This window comes from Campylobacter concisus (assembly GCF_003048605.1).
In the GTDB taxonomy this organism is placed as follows: domain Bacteria; phylum Campylobacterota; class Campylobacteria; order Campylobacterales; family Campylobacteraceae; genus Campylobacter_A; species Campylobacter_A concisus_BM.
This window is the reverse complement of record NZ_PIRX01000004.1, coordinates 85,732-103,193: the sequence shown is the minus strand read 5'-3', so window position 1 is coordinate 103,193 and position 17,462 is coordinate 85,732. Positions and strand designations below refer to the sequence as shown.

Annotated in this window: 19 protein-coding genes and 1 pseudogene; 11 read left to right on the top strand and 9 right to left on the bottom strand. The window is 39.6% G+C overall.

Features of this window, described 5'->3' with window-relative positions:
• Positions 1-13: 13 nt before the first annotated feature.
• The 8 genes from CVS86_RS04135 to pyrF are packed head-to-tail and all read left to right on the top strand — an operon-like array spanning position 14 to position 4,495.
• A complete protein-coding gene (locus tag CVS86_RS04135) occupies positions 14-904 on the top strand; it encodes a DMT family transporter (protein WP_021086097.1) in 891 nt (296 codons plus the stop codon).
• Between the two features lie 10 nt (positions 905-914).
• Entirely contained in the window at positions 915-1,715 is an 801-nt protein-coding gene (gene kdsA, locus CVS86_RS04130) for a 3-deoxy-8-phosphooctulonate synthase (protein ID WP_107791061.1), read from the top strand.
• 15 nt (positions 1,716-1,730) lie between these two features.
• Positions 1,731-2,246 (top strand): hypothetical protein, encoded by a 516-nt coding sequence (locus CVS86_RS04125; protein WP_107791060.1) that lies wholly within the window; start codon positions 1,731-1,733, stop codon positions 2,244-2,246.
• Between the two features lie 5 nt (positions 2,247-2,251).
• Complete coding sequence (locus CVS86_RS04120) at positions 2,252-2,581, top strand: DMT family transporter (protein ID WP_107791059.1); 330 nt, start codon at positions 2,252-2,254, stop codon at positions 2,579-2,581.
• Positions 2,578-2,901, top strand: a complete 324-nt coding sequence (locus CVS86_RS04115) for a DMT family transporter (protein WP_103570380.1) — start codon at positions 2,578-2,580, stop codon at positions 2,899-2,901. Before CVS86_RS04120 ends, CVS86_RS04115 begins: the two co-directional genes overlap by 4 nt.
• A gap of 49 nt (positions 2,902-2,950) precedes the next feature.
• Positions 2,951-3,421, top strand: a complete 471-nt coding sequence (gene ribH, locus CVS86_RS04110) for a 6,7-dimethyl-8-ribityllumazine synthase (protein WP_004317743.1) — start codon at positions 2,951-2,953, stop codon at positions 3,419-3,421.
• A gap of 1 nt (position 3,422) precedes the next feature.
• On the top strand, positions 3,423-3,818 hold the full coding sequence (gene nusB / locus CVS86_RS04105) for a transcription antitermination factor NusB (protein ID WP_107791058.1): 396 nt from the start codon (positions 3,423-3,425) through the stop codon (positions 3,816-3,818).
• Positions 3,815-4,495 carry an orotidine-5'-phosphate decarboxylase gene (gene pyrF, locus CVS86_RS04100; protein WP_107791057.1) on the top strand — a complete coding sequence of 227 codons (681 nt, stop codon included), beginning with the start codon at positions 3,815-3,817 and terminating at the stop codon, positions 4,493-4,495. Before nusB ends, pyrF begins: the two co-directional genes overlap by 4 nt.
• 85 nt (positions 4,496-4,580) lie before the next feature.
• Here the strand turns inward: pyrF and CVS86_RS04095 are convergent, their stop codons facing one another.
• The 5 genes from CVS86_RS04095 to CVS86_RS04075 all read right to left on the bottom strand — a co-directional run bounded on the left by CVS86_RS04095 (position 4,581) and on the right by CVS86_RS04075 (position 10,672).
• Complete coding sequence (locus CVS86_RS04095; RefSeq protein ID WP_107791056.1) at positions 4,581-7,157, bottom strand: CHAT domain-containing protein; 2,577 nt, start codon at positions 7,155-7,157, stop codon at positions 4,581-4,583.
• Positions 7,154-8,446, bottom strand: a complete 1,293-nt coding sequence (locus CVS86_RS04090) for a CHASE2 domain-containing protein (protein ID WP_107791055.1) — start codon at positions 8,444-8,446, stop codon at positions 7,154-7,156. The genes CVS86_RS04095 and CVS86_RS04090 overlap by 4 nt, the downstream gene beginning before the upstream one ends.
• 5 nt (positions 8,447-8,451) lie before the next feature.
• Complete coding sequence (locus CVS86_RS04085; RefSeq protein WP_103639141.1) at positions 8,452-8,982, bottom strand: hypothetical protein; 531 nt, start codon at positions 8,980-8,982, stop codon at positions 8,452-8,454.
• Positions 8,983-9,081: 99 nt separating this feature from the next.
• The gene (locus CVS86_RS04080) at positions 9,082-9,411 is read right to left on the bottom strand and encodes a YolD-like family protein (protein ID WP_107791054.1); all 330 of its coding nucleotides are present in this window, start codon (positions 9,409-9,411) and stop codon (positions 9,082-9,084) included.
• Positions 9,404-10,672 (bottom strand): DNA repair protein, encoded by a 1,269-nt coding sequence (locus CVS86_RS04075; protein ID WP_107791053.1) that lies wholly within the window; start codon positions 10,670-10,672, stop codon positions 9,404-9,406. Before CVS86_RS04075 ends, CVS86_RS04080 begins: the two co-directional genes overlap by 8 nt.
• 110 nt (positions 10,673-10,782) lie before the next feature.
• Here CVS86_RS04075 and CVS86_RS10235 point away from each other — a divergent pair.
• Positions 10,783-11,149: pseudogene (locus tag CVS86_RS10235) on the top strand (molybdopterin dinucleotide binding domain-containing protein); the annotation flags it as partial.
• 20 nt (positions 11,150-11,169) lie between these two features.
• On the opposite strand, the gene aroC reads toward CVS86_RS10235, so the two are convergent.
• From aroC to CVS86_RS04050, 4 genes are read right to left on the bottom strand one after another with little or no spacing between them, the layout of a single operon-like run.
• Positions 11,170-12,237, bottom strand: a complete 1,068-nt coding sequence (gene aroC / locus CVS86_RS04065; protein ID WP_103646481.1) for a chorismate synthase — start codon at positions 12,235-12,237, stop codon at positions 11,170-11,172.
• An 8-nt stretch (positions 12,238-12,245) separates the two neighbouring features.
• Positions 12,246-12,917: a ribonuclease III gene (gene rnc, locus CVS86_RS04060; RefSeq protein WP_103566893.1), complete on the bottom strand. Its 672-nt coding sequence runs from the start codon at positions 12,915-12,917 to the stop codon at positions 12,246-12,248.
• A complete protein-coding gene (gene rnhA, locus CVS86_RS04055) occupies positions 12,914-13,348 on the bottom strand; it encodes a ribonuclease HI (protein WP_103646482.1) in 435 nt (144 codons plus the stop codon). The genes rnc and rnhA overlap by 4 nt, the downstream gene beginning before the upstream one ends.
• Entirely contained in the window at positions 13,326-14,351 is a 1,026-nt protein-coding gene (locus CVS86_RS04050; RefSeq protein WP_107791052.1) for a tetratricopeptide repeat protein, read from the bottom strand. The genes rnhA and CVS86_RS04050 overlap by 23 nt, the downstream gene beginning before the upstream one ends.
• 61 nt (positions 14,352-14,412) lie before the next feature.
• Between CVS86_RS04050 and dnaG the strand changes: the two genes are divergently transcribed.
• Positions 14,413-16,125, top strand: a complete 1,713-nt coding sequence (dnaG, locus tag CVS86_RS04045; protein WP_199906520.1) for a DNA primase — start codon at positions 14,413-14,415, stop codon at positions 16,123-16,125.
• A 98-nt stretch (positions 16,126-16,223) separates the two neighbouring features.
• Positions 16,224-17,462: a M20 family metallo-hydrolase gene (locus CVS86_RS04040; protein WP_107791050.1), complete on the top strand. Its 1,239-nt coding sequence runs from the start codon at positions 16,224-16,226 to the stop codon at positions 17,460-17,462.

Below are 17,462 nucleotides of genomic sequence, written 5' to 3'. Positions count from 1 at the left end.
TAGAGGTTTTGCGATGTTAAAAAGGTTTTATATTTCACATCTTGGCATTTTTTATATGCTCTTTGCTTGCTTTATGTTTGCCGTGACTGGCGCATTTGCAAAGTATCTGAGTAAAGATATGCCTTCTATCGAAGTTGTTTTTTTTAGAAATTTGATCGGACTTTTCATCGTCATCTACGCCATCTATAAATTTCCATTTAAACAAACTGGCGGACACTTTTTCTTACTGATGTTTCGCGGTTTTGTAGGCACGGTGGCGCTTTTTGCATTTTTTTATAACGTCGCACACGTAAATTTAGCCACAGCCTTTACCTTTCAAAAGACAAACCCGATATTTACAGCCATTCTCGCAGCTATCGTGTTTAAGGAGCGGCTAAGTTCGCTTGGCTGGTTTGCTGTCTTTTTGGGATTTGGTGGAATTTTGCTCGTTATCCAGCCAAATTTAGGCATAAATAAGACCGATATCATCGGCATTTGGAGCGGTCTTGGAGCGGCTATTGCCTACACGAGTGTCAAGGAGCTAAACAAGAGCTACGGCACAAATATCATCGTGCTAAGCTTTATGCTTTGGGGCTCTTTTTTGCCGCTTATTTGTATGGGGATGGCTGAGTTTTTTACATATGAGCCTCTGGATTTTTTATTTTCTAAATTTACTATGCCAAGCTGGCACAACGTCGTTTTTATCTTGCTAATGGGGCTTAGTGGCTACTATTTTCAGGCGTTTATGACAAAGGCATTTGCGGTTGGCAAAAAAGCTGGTGTCATCGCTGCGGTTAGCTACGCTGACGTCATTTTTACGCTTATTATTGGCTATTTTATGGGCGATGCGTTGCCAAATCACCTAGCACTCGCAGGTATCGTGCTTGTCGTGGTGAGTGGAATTTTAGTTGTTAAAGAAAAATAAAGGAGAAAATATGATATTAATCGCTGGACCTTGCGTGATAGAGAGCAAGGAGCTTGTTTTTGAAGTGGCAAAAAGGCTAGTTAAATTTAATGAAAATCCAAAAATTGACTTTTACTTTAAGTCGAGCTTTGACAAGGCAAATCGCACGAGCATTAGCTCATTTCGTGGGCCTGGGCTTGAAAAAGGCTGCGAAATTTTGGCTGATGTAAAAAAAGAATTTGGCTTTAAAATTTTAACCGATATCCACGAGAGCTATCAGGCAGCACCTGTTGGCGAAGTGGCTGATGTGCTGCAGATCCCTGCATTTTTGTGCCGCCAAACAGACCTTCTTGTAGCAGCCGCAAAGACAAAAGCGGTCGTAAATATCAAAAAAGGGCAGTTTTTAGCGGCGTCTGCGATGAAGCACTCTGTTAAAAAGGTGCTTGAGACAAGAGGTGTGAGCGGCGATGGATATGAGGTCGCAAAGGCAAATGGCGTCTGGCTAACGGAGCGTGGAAGCACCTTTGGATATGGAAATTTAGTCGTTGATATGAGAAATTTGGTGATGATGAGAGAATTTGCGCCAGTCATTTTTGACGCGACCCACAGCGTGCAGATGCCAAGCGCACTTGGCGAAAAAAGCGGCGGCGATGCTAGATTTGTGCCGTATCTTGCAAGGGCGGCAGCTAGCGTTGGGGTGGATGGATTTTTCTACGAGACGCATATAAACCCTTGCGAGGCGCTATGTGATGGGCCAAATATGCTAAATTTAGACGAGCTTGAAAAAGTTGTCGAGCAGACGATGAAGATAGAGGAAATTTTAAATTTTTAAACAAAGGATAAAAAGATGAAAAGGATTTTTGCACTACTTTTAGGAGTGTTGTTTTTAGTAGGTTGTGGCTCATCTCAGCCAAAGGTGCCACTTGCTGGCAAGTATAAATTTGAGGGCATAGAGTACGCTCATGTGCAACACCACGAGCCGACAAAATTTCTCTATCAAAGCCCAAAAATGGTCGAGAAAAAGTACAATAAGCAAATCACAGAGGCGCTTACAAAAGAAAATTTGCTTGATCCTAGCTCAAGTGATGAGCTAAAGATAAAGATAACTCACCGCAGGGAATTTATAGGCGAAGCAACCTTTGCTAAGAGCGACAGAATGGGCAATATCTACCTTACTTACGAGGTAGAAGTCATTAGAAATGGCGAAGTTTTGAGGCATTATGGCTCTAGCGAGCTAAGGTTTGACCCTGGATTTTTTGGAAATTTAAAGGGGATAGCTGGGCAAAACACAGATGATAGTTTAGAAAATGATGCGATAAAAGCCATGGTGAGAAAAATTTTAGAGATAGTAAAAGGGTTTTAGGTAGTTTGTCAAATAGAGGTTTTTTGTGGATATTGCTTGGCGCGGTGGCCGAGTGTGGTTGGGCATATGGGCTAAAGCACGCTTCAAATTTAGGCGAGTTTTTGCTCACGACCGTGCTTGTGAGCGTGAGCTTTATCTCTTTTATGAAGGCTTTAAAATACATCCCGATAAGCATCTCATACGCTGTATTTGTGGGCTTTGGGACGGCTTTTATCGTCATAGCTGAGATCGTTAGCGACTACGTAGCAAGCGGGATCATGCCAAATTTCTTTAGGCTATTTTTTATAGCGACGCTCATTTTAGGCGTGCTTGGGCTAAAAGGCATAAAAGAATGATCCACTTTTTAGCGCTTTTACTAGCTGGATGTTGCGAGGTTTCTGGCGTCTTTTTTATCACGAAATTTTCAAAAAGCACAGGCGTAAAAAAGTGGGCAAATTTCATCCTTTTGCTTGGAAATTTCGCCCTTTCTTTAACGCTACTTAGCTATGCGATGCAAACTATCGCTATGTCGGTGGCGTATGCGATCTGGACAGGCATCGGAGCGATCGGAGCAGTCGTGGTTGGCGTAGTTTTTGAAGGTGAAAAGATAAATTTTAAAAAAGCCTTGTTTTTATCGCTCATCATCTTTAGCGTCATCATGCTAAAGATAGTTTGATGATTAAACAAGCTTTTGCTAAACTTGCATAAAAAATAAAGGAGAAAAGATGAAAATAATCGAAGGAAATTTAGCCCTAAAAGGCAACGAAAAGATAGCGATCATAAACGCAAGGTTTAACCACATCATCACAGACCGCTTGGTAGAGGGCGCAAAAGATGCATTTTTACGCCACGGCGGCGACGAGAAAAATTTAACTTTAGTGCTAGTCCCTGGCGCATTTGAGATACCTATGGCGCTTGAAAAGGTGCTTGCAAGCGGTAAATTTGACGCAGTTTGCTGCGTGGGAGCGGTGATAAGAGGCTCAACTCCGCACTTTGACTACGTAAGCGCAGAGACCACCAAAGGCATCGCAAACGTGACGCTAAAATACGCAAAACCAGTCACATTTGGCGTGCTAACGGTAGATAACATCGAGCAAGCGATAGAGCGAGCTGGCAGCAAGGCTGGAAACAAGGGCTTTGAAGCAATGACTGGCGTTATAGAGATGCTAAATTTATACAAAAAGCTAGGAGAGTAAAATGGCCACACGTCATCAAGTGAGACAAGCCATAGTTTCGCTACTTTACTCAAACGAGATAAACCCCGTAACTGCGGAGTTTGAAGAGGAATTTTTAGAAGAGAAAAAGATAAGAAATGAGCGCAAAAATGAGGCGCAGCAGACCTTTAAAGAGGTGCTTGCAAATAAAGAAAAACTAGATGAAATTTTAAAACCACACCTAAAAGATGGCAACTTTAGCAAGGTTGGCGCAACAGAGCTTGCTATCCTTAGACTTGGGCTTTATGAGATGAAATTTAGTCAGACTGATAAAGCTGTCATAATAAATGAGGCGATCGAGCTTGCAAAGGAGCTTGGAAGCGATCAGGCGCCAAAATTTATAAACGGCGTGCTAGATAAGATAAAGGGCGATCTATGAGGCTCTGCGTCGCTCTTGATATGGCGAGCAAGGATGAAAATTTAGCCCTAGTGCGCGAGCTAAGAGGGCTTGATCTTTGGCTAAAAGTGGGGCTTAGAAGCTACCTTAGAGACGGAGCTAAATTTATAGAGGAGCTAAAAGGGGCAGGGGAGTTTAAAATCTTTCTTGATCTAAAGCTTTACGATATCCCAAACACGATGGCAGACGCAGCTGAGGTCGTCTCAAAGATAGGCGTGGATATGATAAATTTGCACGCAAGCGCTGGCGAGAGAGCGATGAAGACCGTCATGGAGCGCCTTAATGCACTGCAAAATCGCCCTTTGGTGCTTGCTGTATCAGCACTTACTAGCTTTAACGAGAGCGAATTTGAAGCGGTTTATAACGATACTATTTCTCGCTCGGTTATGAAATTTAGCCAGATGAGCTTTGAAGCGGGGCTTGATGGCATGGTCTGCTCGGTTTTTGAAAGCAAGCTCATAAAAGAAGTGACAAATCAAAATTTCATCACGCTTTGCCCTGGAGTTAGGCCTTTTGGCGAGAGCGCAGGCGATCAAAAGAGGGTTGCAAATTTAGTTAGCGCAAAGCAAGAGGGCAGCGACTTTATCGTCGTTGGCAGACCGATTTATGAAAACGCAAACCCGAGAGAAATTTGCGAGAGAATTTTGAAGCAAATTTAATTTAAAGCGTACAAATTTTTTAACTCTGACCCTTTTATTATTTCTTAAAAGGGTGTATTTTCATACACCCTAAAAACTTATAAATTTATTCTCCATTGATAATAAATCCAGCCCAGTAATATGGGTGTAAATCTTGTTTTATCATCTCTATTTTTGAGTTTTTGAGCAGAATATTATAGTTTGGTTGGTTTTTGTCTTTAAGCCCTTCATAAAAGGTACTCATAAGATTTACAGTTTGCTTATCATCAACTTTCCATAAGCTCATCATTACATTTTTTGCGCCAGCTTGGATAAATGTTTTTGGTAAAGCAGCGACCGCACTTGTATCTTTTGAGTCTACTACGCCAGTTTCACAAGCTGAAAGTACTACCATATCAGTGCCTGACAATTTTAAACCAGACATTCTTAGCGCCATTACTATACCACTCTTATCTTTTGTATTCGCACCACTTAGTGCTATGCCTGACTTTAGCATAGGATCTATGATTTTATCATCATTGATAAAGAAGCCATGAGTAGTTATATGTAAAACCTTTGGAGAAGATATGCTAAACATATTTTTTTCGCTAGCATTTTCTCTGTCATAAATTTTTATGTTAGTGCCAAATACTGCTTTTATAGCGTTTTCTTCTTCTTTAAAACCTTTTAATCTAGTGAAGAAATTCATCTTGCTTAAAGACCTTGTAAGTACGATATCATCTGAGCTACTTGAAGTTTTATCGCTTGTACCTACTGCATTATCATAGTCTGGATCACTAAACATAGTTACAGGTTCTTTTGCACTACTTTGATTATATTTATGAGCTCTTACAAATTCTTTAGCAGAAGCTATGTATCTTATATTTTTATTTTCTATTAAGTAGCCATTATTATCACGCAGTGCTTCAAATGGAAAGAGTCGTAAGGCGCCATCGGCAGCTATTATTAAATTCTTATAACTATTTATCCTTGCAGGCATATTACTAAATAATGTTTTGTAGATATTTGAAGAGAGCTCTTTTGAAAGTTGTGTAGCTTTAGTGCTTTGCTCCCCACTTGATATTATATGTTCTATGTCATCTCTAAATTTTTTAATATCTTGATTTATCTCGTTACTTTGAGATTTGCTAAGAACTACAAGATCTACTTTTTGATTTTTATCTACACTAAATATATAGTATTTTTCGTCGTAATATCCTATATCTATAAGCAGCTCATCTTGATTTAAAAATTTAGTTACGTCTTGGATACTTATATTTTTCATGTCAAGTATCTCTTTGAAATTTGATGACATAGCAGATAGTTCTGATTCTAAATTCTTTATATTTTTTTGTGTTTGATCTAGCTTTTCTTTACGTTCTTTTTCTAGCTTTTCTGCCTCTTTTTCATCTTCGCCTTCAAAGCTTTGTCTTGAAAGGCCAGCATATTCTTTTTTTAGAGCATTTAGTTCATCTATTTTTGAAGCTACAAAAGAATTTGTAGTGGTTTGCCTTAGCATATATATAGAGTTTTCAGCATCTAATAAAGAATCTTTTGAGTTTATGAAAATTTTATACATATCTTTTATTATGTCTGGTCTTTGTTGCATTGCTTTTGAGCCAATATCCAAGAAATTAGGCATAAACTCTTTATTTGCATCCAAAAATGCCTTCTTTTGATCATTATCTAGTGATTTAAAATTTTGATTTTTCATAGTATCAAAGATCGCCATAGACTCTTTTGCGTAAGTATAAGCTTTTTGGTAGTCTTGTTTGTCAGCATATATATTACTGATATCTTTTTTTGCTCCAGCGAAGTTGATGTGATTATTTACACCATAAGTTCTATTCATCATATTAATTGCCTTATCATAGTAGTTTAGTGCTGAGTCATACTCTTTCATCTCTTTATAGTTATAGGCTAGATTAATATATATATACATTAGCAAATTACTTTTTGGTGCATATTTATTGGTTAGATCGAGCGATCTTTGTAGGTAGCTAAGAGCATTGTTGTACTCTTTTAGTTCTGTATAAGCAACAGCAGCATTTACGTAGATCGCAGCCAACCGCATAATTCCACTTGTTTTTTTAGTATCAAAATTTTTTTCCTGCAGATTTGCTGCTTTTAGGGAGTATTCAAGCGATTTTTGAAAGTTCTTTGCATGCATATAAATACCGCCTATACTTGATAGCATGACCTCTATTATGCCGAGATCATTACCTTTATATTTATCTTCGGCTATACTCAAGGCATCTTCGCAAAGTTTTCTTCCTCTATCAAAATCACCTAGTCTAGCATAAACACTTCCTATATAACATTTTGCTTGAAGTGACCAAAACCCATTGGGATCATCTTCGGCTTCTATTATTTTGTTGTAGTAGTTTAGTGCTTCTTGGTATTCTCCTAGTTCTGAATAAGCGAAGCCTAAATATTCATACATGTGAAGTCTTGAAAAAGACGCCTTGCCTAGTTGTTTATCATATCTCTTAAGAAACGTAGGTGCATTTCTTAGCAAGCTATCATAGTCTCTGTTAGTTGAGTTTTTCGCCAAGCGTTCATAGTCATCACTAAACTGTTCTATCTTTCCAGAAAAGGCAACTATGGTTGCATCTTTTACCATACCTAGCTCAGCACAACCTGTTAAAATACCAGCTACTGCAGCTGATATGGCTATGCTTGATATTTTTTTGTTTAACTTCATTTAGTTCTCCTTACTTTATGATGTTTTTGATGTCTAAATTTATATGAGGAAATAGCAAAAATGATCTCTAGCCCTTTAAAAGAAAGTAAAGGCAGAGCCCAGGGTATATAATAGCCCCAAAATAATCCAAAAAAAGATATAGTAAAAAAGATCACAAAATTTACAGTGGTTACTAGAGTTAGTCTAACTCCTTGTGATTTTATAGGGCTAAGTTTTAGTGTTAAAAATGTAATTGAACTAAGCATAAAAAAGTAGAGAATAAATGAATAGATAGGTTCTAGTTGTTTTAGCTCTTTTATTTTAAATGCTGTTGTTATAGTATCACTTAACGCTAATACTCCACTCCTAGTATCATCAATAGCTGTTTGATATATATCTCCAGAGCCTTTGTAGTCTGAGCCTATAAGCACGATAGCATCTTTAAAGCCACTTATGGTTGCAAGCTTGTCAGCAGAATATATAGAGATGTTTTCATAGTTTGATTTTAATGATCCGTTTTTTAGTTTAGTGATCTTTTTATAAAGTACTCTTGTAGAGAGTAGTTGTGAGAAATCATAGCTTTTGTTATCGTCACAATAAAAGCTTTCATATCCACTGCTTAAAGCCACAGCTATGTGAGGTATACTTTTATTGTCTTTGCATGTAAATTTGGCATATCCTCTTGTAATATTATCAGAATTTACATGCATGGTTGTAGAAATTAAAGTGATATTTTTATCTAAATATGGCTCAAGAAATAGTTTATTTTTTTGAGTAGGAAGATAAATTTTATATCTTTGTGAGTATTTATTCAAAGCATTTATAAGTAGTCTATCGTCATCAGTTACTTTGCCTTTTATATCACTTGGATATGCCAAATAATAGTCCAGTAAAACAGCCTTTGGCTCTTTATCTTTCGTTCTAGCATCTAGCTCATCAAGAAGTGAGGCGAGAAGGTCTCTTGGGGTAAAATTTGCTGCAAGAGGCTCGTCCGCTTTGGATAAATTTTTCTTTTTCAGATATGTTTCATCTATAAGGACAACTATGATTTTTGGAGATTTGTCACTACTTTTTATGAATGAATGAGTTTTTATGGCAATGTCATAGTCTGCCGTATCGATAAAGTTTTTTCTAACAAATTCGTTATTTGATAGAAAAGTATTAAAAATAAAGAAACAAAAAGCTGAAGCCAGACCGAGTATTAGTGAAAATTTAAATTTGCCATATTTTTGAACAAGGTCTGACTTATTTTTTGATATGGCTATAACAAGTTTTACTAATTCTAAATAAAATTCACGCAAAGCTTTCATGCGAATTATTTTTCAATTCTTAGACAATATATGTCGTAACCATCCTTATCTAAAATACGAATAATATCACCAGATTTTGATTTTATTTTTTTCTGTGTAAAACACTCATCTACCTTGCAAGTATAGACTAACTTGTCGTTCTGATAATATTTTAGTGTGTGGGCATTTTGGTTAATAGGTAATGTGTCGGTTGAAATTTTAAATACCAAACAATCGCCACCTCTTGTAAATGCGCCTTTTTGTTCGACTTCAACCTTTGCTGTAAAAAATGCCTTGATCTCACCAAAGATAGTTTGAGCTACTTCAGCTGTATGACTTTGCCCAGGCTTTGATAGCTCTATATCTTGATTTGAAACTGTGTCGGTAAGAAAAAGTTTTCCGTTTCCACTTTCAAATTTTATAGTAGAGCCATCTCTAACTTCCGTTTTCGTGCTTGTTTGTCCATCTATGGTATATATAACATCGCCTTGTGTTTTTATATAGACATTCGCTAAACATAATGAAGCCACCAAAGATAAAATAAAAGCTTTTTTCATAGACATTCCTTTGTTTGATTTGTGTTTAAGAATTATAGCAAATTTAAATGATTTTTTAGTTAAATAAACATATTAGAAATAAAATTTGAATATTATAAATTAAATTTGCAGTTCACTACGTTTCTTTACTATCTCCACCTCATTTATATCTTCAAATTTGATCTTAGTTTTTACGATCATGAGGGTTTTGTCTTTGAAATTTACATCTGAGACTAGTCCGCCAGATCTTACGTAAGTAAAGCCGTTGTGGTAGCTTACACGCACTTCATCAGCTATTTTTATCTCGCTTAATTTTTTTAAAATTTCATCGACCTTGCTCTCATCAAGCTCTAGTTTTTCGCATTTTTCTCGCTCTTTTTGGCGCAAGGCTCGCTCTAAGGTAGAAAGAGGATTAAACGAGCTAAAAATTTTTGCCCTATCTTTACTCACCGCTCTTGTGCCCTCCGATCTTTTTGTTTCTATCTTGCCCAGTCGCTTCTGGTAGCAGGTCGATCGCACGCAGGATCGAGTTTTTGCCAAATTTCTCTTTTATCAAATTTAGCGACTTTAGCACCGCTTTTTCCTTAGCGTCATCTTCAAATAGGCTAAATTCTGCCAAATTTTCTTTTACCACATCGTTTGCCGATATGCCTATTTGCCTGATTAGCCCAGCATTTTTTATCTTATTTAAAAGTAGCTCCTCAGCCGCGCTCATCAGCACGCTTGAGATATTTGTGGGCGTTTTAAACCGCACGCTTGCACGTTGCTGTGGCTCAAGTTTATCGGCAAATCTCACATTTATCGTTAGCCCACTCGCCCTCACATCTTTGTTTATCATCCTAAGTGCGAGCCTGTCAGCCATCTCTTTTAGCACGATCACCGCCTCGCAGCGCTCGTAGTCTCTGGGCAAAATTTCCGAGCTAAAGTAGGACTTCGTGCTTGGTTTATACGCCTTTATCTCGGCTATCGTCGTTGGCTCTATGCCGTTTGCGTGATCGATCGTGATGTAAGCATCGACGCCAAAAATTTTTTCGAGCAGGCTTTTTGGTGCATTTGCGATATCTTTCATGCAAAAGATGCCGCATTTTTCGAGCTTTAGCCTAGTTTGCTTACCGATACGCCAAAAGTCACTTAGTGGCTGGTGAGTCCAGAGCTGCTTTTTATAAAGCTCTTCGTCAAGATACGCGATGCCGTCATCTTGGTGCTTTGCTAATATATCAAGCGCGATCTTTGCGAGGTATAAATTTGTCCCCATGCCACAAGTCGCCGTCACTCCAGTCGTTTTTAAGATCTCATCCATCATCATCTTTGCCATCTCTTTTGCGCCAAGAGCGTAAAATTTCAAGTAAGAAGTGAGGTCTATAAAGCACTCATCGATCGAATAGACGTAGATGTCCTCTTTGGAGACATATTTTAGATAAATCTCATAAATCCTTGCGGCGTAGTCGATGTAAAACTGCATCCTAGGCGGCGCGATGATAAATTTGATATCCCTTGGTATCTCAAAGAGCCTGCAGCGGTTTTTCACACCCTTGGTACGAAGCGCAGGGCTAACAGCTAAGCAGATGCCACCACTGCCACGACTAGCGTCAGCCACGACTAGGTCGGCCTTAAATGGATCAAGCCCACGCTCTACGCACTCAACCGAGGCATAAAAGGACTTTAGGTCGATAACGGCGTAAATTTTCTCTTGCAAATTTTGGTTTTTCATAAGGGGATTATAGATGAAATTTGGTAAAAGTTAGTTTGTAAAATTTTGTTTGAAATGGCTTAAAATTTTAATAAAAATCTTTTAGAAAAAGGCTAAATTTGAGTGCAAAGACCCAGCACCAAAGATATCGCCTCCACTCACAGCTAAATAACTCCGTGATCAGAAACTACGCCAAGATGCGTGCTAGAGAGCCGATGCTTATAAATGTAAATGAAGGCATAGCAACTGGCGACGTGGTGAGAGTATTTAACGACAGGGGTGAAATTTTAGTTGGCATGCTTGCCACTCATCATCCCAAAGTACGTCATCGCCATCTGCGAGGGCGCATGGTGCGACCCTGAAGTGCTAGAGGAGAATTCTAACTCGCGACAAAGGCACATCTAGCATCGCTCAAGCAAGTGCGGACGCAGGGTCTTAGCCGATCTTGAAAAATATAAAGGTGAGATCAAGCTGGTCGCTGTAAATTTCAAAATTTAGCTCTCGCTTGTGGGCTAAATTTATCCGTAAATTTTCTTTAAATTTTCAAGCTTCGTGCTTGCATTTAGTAGGAGCATGTCAGCAAGAACCAGCCTTATCATCGCGGTTGCGACGACACTGCCACGTATGCCTATGCAAGGATCGTGCCTGCCTCTTAGCTCAAAATCCACCGCCTCGCCAGACAAATTTAGCGTTTTTTGCTCTTTAAATATTGAAGGCGTTGGCTTAAAATGGCTCTTTAGCACGATCTGGGCCCCACTGCTTATGCCGCCAAGTATGCCACCAGCGTTGTTGCTTAAAAAGCCAAGCTCGTCCATCTCGTCGTTGTTTGCTGAGCCAAGCATAGAGCTTACATTTACGCCAGCACCGACTTCTACGGCCTTTACGCCGTTTATGCCCATTAAGGCCGCCGCTAGAGCGCTATCAAGCCTATCATAAAGTGGCTCGCCAAGACCAGCTGGCACGCCTTTAGCCACGCTTAAAACCACAGCTCCGACGCTATCGTGCTCGCTTCTAGCCTTGCTAACTGCCTCTTTCATCGCCTCTTCGTTGCCAAGAGCGTAAATTTGCGACTCTTTGGCAAATTCGAAATCAACCTTTTCGCTAATGACCTTGCCGATGCCAAGCACACCGCTTAAAACTTCTATCTTAAACTCATTTAAAAGTAGCTGCGCAAATGCCCCACCGGCGACCCTTACCGCAGTCTCTCTGGCACTCGCGCGCCCACCACCTCTGTGATCTCTGATGCCATATTTTTTAAAATATGTAAGGTCAGCATGGCCAGGGCGGAAAATCTCACGTAAATTTTCATAGTCATTTGACTTTTGGTTGTTGTTAAAAATGGCAAAACCTATCGGCGCTCCAGTGCTCATGCCATCAAAAACGCCGCTAAAAATTTCTATCTTATCAGCCTCATCTCTTGCTGTTGTGAAGCTACTTTGCCCAGGGCGACGCTTGTCAAGCTCACTTTGGATGAAGTCTGCATCGATCTTTAGCCCAGCTGGCAGGCCGTCTATCACGCCGCCTATCGCCACCCCATGGCTCTCGCCAAAGCTAGTTAAGGTTAGTTTTTTGCCAAATGTATTCAAAATTTATCCTATTTTTTGATTTTTTCTAGCGCTATCTTTGCTGCGAGCTGTTGGGCCTGCTTTTTGGAGCTTCCAACGGCTCGTGAAATTTCCTTGCCATTTAGTAGTAGAGCTATCTCAAATTCTTTCTTGTGATCAGGGCCAAATGAGCCTATGAGCTCGTAGCTTGGTATGACACCAAGGGTTGCTTGAGTGACCTCTTGAAGGGCCGTTTTGTAGTCCTTTTCAAGGTGTGCAAAGTCGATTTGCGGATAGCAAAGCTCAAGCAGCGTGATCGAAATTTCTCGCACTTTATCAAGTCCAGCCTCTAGGTAGATAGCGCCCATCACAGCTTCAAACGCGTCGCTTAAAATGCTATCTTTCTCTCTACCGCCGTTATTTTCCTCGGCTTGGCTAAGCCTTAAAAACTCGCCCATTTTTAGCCGTCTAGACATATTTGCAAAGCTTTTTTCATTTACAAGTGCGGCGCGAAGTTTGCTCATATCGCCCTCTGCGATCTTGCTAAATTTCTTAAAAAGATACTCAGCCACGAGCAGATCCATCACCGCATCGCCCAAAAACTCGAGCCTCTCGTTATTTAACGCCTGCTTGGTGCTCTTGTGCGTTAGCGCCTCTTCCAAAAGCTCAGATTTTTTAAATTTATAGCCAAGATTACGTTCAAATTCTTCTAAATTTTTCATATTTTATTCTCATCTTTTATTCTTAATGCCTCGTCTCTTGCCATCTGGTCGCACTCCTCGTTTTCAGGGTGTCCAGCATGCCCCTTAACCCAGCTAGCTACGACTTTATGCGGCTTTGAAATTTCTAAATACTCCTGCCAAAGCTCGACATTTTTTACATTTTTAAAATTTCTCTTTTGCCAGTTTGCAAGCCACTCATTTATGCTATTTGCCACGTATGAGCTATCGGTAAAGAGCCTTACCTCGCAGGGCTCTTTTAGTGCTTTTAGCCCCATTATCGCAGCTTTTAGCTCCATTTGGTTATTTGTCGTATATGCCTCGCCGCCACTTGCTTTTTTCTGCGCTTCATTAAATCTCAAAATGTAAGCCCAGCCGCCAGCTCCAGGGTTTCCAAGGCACGAGCCGTCGCTAAAAAGTGTTACTATCTTCACTTGGTTTTTCTGTGATGTGGGATAAAATTTTCACACTTCCTAGCTCGTGACAGACCGGACAGCGGTAAAAGTGCATAGGAAATGAGTTTTTGCAGTTTTTGCAAACGTAGTTAAAGCTTAGCCCAGCCGCGTCAAATTTAGCATCTTTTAGCCTTTTTATAGCATTTAGCTCAAAGCCATAAATTTCACATGGCTCATCTATATCGCCCTTTGCGTAAAAGAGTGATTTGTATTTTGGATCGCTTAAATTTATAGGTGTTTTTAGGTTATAAAGCAGGTCTAGCACATCTTCAAATTTGGCAAAATCTTTTAAATTTTCTAAATTTTCATTGTGCCTTATGAAAAGCGCTAGGATCATGCGCTTTAAAAGCTCAAAATTTTGGCTAAGGTGCGAGAGAATCTCTACCTTTTCGCTAAAGCTTAAATTTCTATCATCAAGCGTGCTGATCGCCTTTATATAGGCCTTTTGATCTTTTACATTTGTCCCTAGCTCTTCAAGCGAATTTAGCGCATAAAGGGCTTCTTTATAGTTTTTAAGCTTCTCATCTATCATCGTTAAAAAGCGCAGTGCGAGCACGTTTCTAGGGCTTAGCTCAAGAGCTTTTTCAAAGATTTCGCTAGCTTTTTTTAAAAATCCAGCCTTAAAATAGACCTCTCCAAGCTCGTTTAGGATAAATTCCTTCTCGTTTTTATCTTTTACCTTTTCAAGTGCGATGAGATAGACGCCGATTGATTTTTCAAAGTCGCCATTTTTAGCAAAGGTCTGACCTAGCATGCTAAGGCTTGGTATATCTACTTCTGGGCTTTTTAGCATCTGCTTGTGCTCGTCGCTTATGCCATCTTTGCTGTCAAATTTCTTGATAAATTTCTCGATGCGTTTTTTCTCATCTTTGCTTGAAAATATGCCCCAAGCATAGCTTAAAGCTGCGATCATCAAGATGATACTAAATAGAATAATAAGGCTAAATATCGGATCTCTGTGTCCAATGAAAAAAATATCCACGCTAACACTTTGTAATAAAATTTTACTTTAATTATAACAAAGCAGTTGTATAATTTTGCTTATGATAGATCCAAAATCCATTGAAAAATTAAAAAACCAAATAGACATTGTTAATATCATCGAGCAGTATATCCCAGTTAAAAAGATGGGCTCAAGCTACAAGTGCGTATGTCCGTTTCACGACGACAAAAACCCGAGCATGAGCATAAATCAAAACAAGCAGATGTATCACTGCTTTGCCTGCAAAGCTGGTGGAGATGCGGTTAAATTTGTGATGGATTATGAAAAGCTAACCTACCCAGAGGCGATAGAAAAGATCGCTCAAATTTCAAATTTTAGCCTTGAATACACAAACGACAAGGTGCCAACACAAAAAGAAAATAAGCACATTTTAGAAAAGGTAAATGCCTTTTATAGAAGTGAGTTTTACAAAAATGAAGCGGCCGTTAGATATATCAAGTCGCGCGGCATAAATGACGCGATGATAGAGAAATTTGAGCTTGGCTGGGCTGGGGATAGTAAAAGTACCATTAGGCTTTTGCAAAATGAGAATATCGAGCCAAAAGAGGCGCTTGAAGTTGGCATCGTAAAGCAAAATGAAAAGGGAATTTACGCTAGTTTCATCGAGCGCGTAACATTTCCTATCTACTCGCACACGACAAGGCTAGTTGGTTTTGGCGGCAGAACGATATCAGATCACCCTGCAAAATATGTAAATTCGCCTCAAAGTGCGGTATTTGACAAGTCAAAACTACTCTATGGCTACCACCTTGCTAGACAAAGCATCTTTGAGAAAAATCAGATAATAATAACTGAAGGCTATCTAGATGTCATCATGCTTCACTACGCTGGCTTTACAAACGCTGTTGCCGTGCTTGGCACAGCACTTACTACAAGCCACTTGCCACTTTTAAAAAGAGGCGAGATAAGCGTGGTGCTTTGCTTTGACGGGGATGGTGCTGGTATAAATGCAGCCATAAAGTCAGCTCACCTGCTAAGCATAAATAAGATAGATACAAAAGTAGTCATCATAAGTAACGGCGCAGACCCCGCTGATATGGTCTTTGCAGGCAAGATAAAGGAGCTTAATGAGCTCTTTGGCTCAGGCGAGGACGCGGTGAAATTTTATATAGAAAAGATCATGCAAAAGTACGACATAACCCGCTCAATGCAAAGAGATAACTGCCTAAGCGAGATAAAAGCCTATATGGACGAGCTTGGAGAGGAGATAGCAAGCTCGTATGTGACCGAGGTAGCAGCAAGATTTAACCTCACTCCACAAAGCGTAGCAGATAGGTTTGGGCTAAAGCAGAAGCCAAAAAATGAAGCTAAATTTAAAAGAGAATTTAGAAAAAAAGATAAAGATGAATTTAGCAATTCTGTCATGGTAGATGAGGTGCCAGCTGTGATGAACAAAGACCCGCTTGAGTTTGCACTTTTTAAAACCATGCTAAATAACCCAAACTACAGAGATGAGATACTCTCAAAGCTTGGAGCTAGATACTTCATAAAGCATCCCGAGTATCTAAACGCCATCCTTTATAGATACGACGTGAGCGACGAGCAGATGGTTAGAGAAATTTTAATGGACGAAAATATCCATGAGATCATCGATGCAACCACTTTGCAAAAGGCTATTTTAAATATGCAAATCGCCTTTTACGAGAACGAGCAGCAAATTTTAAAAGGCTCTGACAACCCAAATAAGATAGAAATTTTAGAAAAACTGCTATTTATCATCAAAGATCTCAAGACACAGCTTTATAAAATTTAAAAACTCACACTTTTTCAGCTTCAAATCATAAAACAAAATGTAAAATGCTTAAAGTAATAAATCTTTTTAAGATTGGCTTTATATTTTAAGGATTTATGATGATAGACGCTAAAAGATTTGAGAGAAATTTTAACGCTATAAGCGAGTTTGGAGCGCTAAAAGGCGGTGGGCTAACAAGGCTAGCTTTTAGCAAAGAAGACCTTGAAGCAAGAAAATTTCTTATAAATTTGATAGAAAAAAATGGCTTTAAACTTAAAATTGACAATGTCGGCAACATCTACGCCATCTATAATGATGGCTGCGAGGCAGACGCGAAGCCAGTTTGCGTGGGTTCTCACATAGACAGCGTGCCAAATGGCGGCTTTTATGACGGCACGCTTGGCGTCATGGCTGGGCTTGAGGCACTAAGCTCTATAAAAGAGGCTGGCATCAAGCTAAAGCGCCCGCTTTGGCTCATAAATTTTAGCTGTGAGGAGTCAAGCCGCTTTAAGACAGCGACTATTGGCAGCAAGATAATAAGCGGCAAACTAAGCCAGCAAAGGCTTCATGAGCTAAAAGATGAAGATGGCATCTCGCTTTTTGAGGCGATGAGCGCGGCTGGGTTTAAACCACAAAATTTAGATGAAGCCATCTTAAAAGAAAACTCCCTGCACGCCTATCTTGAGCTTCACATCGAGCAAGGCCCAGTGCTTGAGCGAAGCGGTATAAGCGTTGGCGTGGTAAGTGGTATCGCAGCGCCTATTAGATTTGAGATCACTATACGTGGCAAGGCTGATCACAGTGGCGCAACTCCTATGAATATGCGTAGTGACGCCCTGCTTGCTGCTTCACACATCATAATCGCTGCAAATAAATTTGCTAAAAACAAAAAAACAGCCGTCGCGACCGTTGGCTACGCTCATGCAAAACCAGGCGTTTTAAACGTCGTGCCAGGCGAGACGAGGCTTGGCGTTGATCTAAGAGATATCGATAAAAAAAGCCTTGATGAGCTAAATTTAGAGCTTAGAAATTTCGTGGACGAGCTAAGCCGTGAGCTTAAATTTAGCTACGAGATAGGAGAGCTAAGTAGCGACGAGCCAGTAAAACTAAGTGAGCACGCCATGAATTTACTTGAAGATGAGGCCAGAAAGCTTGGCGTAAAAACTCTTACATTGCCAAGTGGGGCTGGGCATGACGCGATGAATTTAACCAAGCTTGCAAGCAGCGTTGGCATGCTCTTTATCCCTTGTGTGGATGGTATCAGTCACAACACCAAAGAGGCGATAAATTTTAAAGACGCCGTAACAGCAACAAAAATTTTAACAAACGCACTAATAAGACTTTCAAACGAGGAGTAG

Excerpts from the sequence above, each read along its gene's own strand:
- CVS86_RS04095 (WP_107791056.1), bottom strand. The coding sequence starts at position 7,157 with ATGAAGTTAAACAAAAAAATATCAAGCATAGCCATATCAGCTGCAGTA.
- CVS86_RS04040 (WP_107791050.1), top strand. The coding sequence starts at position 16,224 with ATGATAGACGCTAAAAGATTTGAGAGAAATTTTAACGCTATAAGCGAG.
- pyrF (WP_107791057.1), top strand. The coding sequence starts at position 3,815 with ATGAGGCTCTGCGTCGCTCTTGATATGGCGAGCAAGGATGAAAATTTA.
- CVS86_RS04115 (WP_103570380.1), top strand. The coding sequence starts at position 2,578 with ATGATCCACTTTTTAGCGCTTTTACTAGCTGGATGTTGCGAGGTTTCT.
- CVS86_RS04075 (WP_107791053.1), bottom strand. The coding sequence starts at position 10,672 with ATGAAAAACCAAAATTTGCAAGAGAAAATTTACGCCGTTATCGACCTA.
- CVS86_RS04085 (WP_103639141.1), bottom strand. The coding sequence starts at position 8,982 with ATGAAAAAAGCTTTTATTTTATCTTTGGTGGCTTCATTATGTTTAGCG.
- dnaG (WP_199906520.1), top strand. The coding sequence starts at position 14,413 with ATGATAGATCCAAAATCCATTGAAAAATTAAAAAACCAAATAGACATT.
- ribH (WP_004317743.1), top strand. The coding sequence starts at position 2,951 with ATGAAAATAATCGAAGGAAATTTAGCCCTAAAAGGCAACGAAAAGATA.
- nusB (WP_107791058.1), top strand. The coding sequence starts at position 3,423 with ATGGCCACACGTCATCAAGTGAGACAAGCCATAGTTTCGCTACTTTAC.
- rnc (WP_103566893.1), bottom strand. The coding sequence starts at position 12,917 with ATGAAAAATTTAGAAGAATTTGAACGTAATCTTGGCTATAAATTTAAA.
- CVS86_RS04135 (WP_021086097.1), top strand. The coding sequence starts at position 14 with ATGTTAAAAAGGTTTTATATTTCACATCTTGGCATTTTTTATATGCTC.
- CVS86_RS04125 (WP_107791060.1), top strand. The coding sequence starts at position 1,731 with ATGAAAAGGATTTTTGCACTACTTTTAGGAGTGTTGTTTTTAGTAGGT.
- CVS86_RS04090 (WP_107791055.1), bottom strand. The coding sequence starts at position 8,446 with ATGAAAGCTTTGCGTGAATTTTATTTAGAATTAGTAAAACTTGTTATA.
- kdsA (WP_107791061.1), top strand. The coding sequence starts at position 915 with ATGATATTAATCGCTGGACCTTGCGTGATAGAGAGCAAGGAGCTTGTT.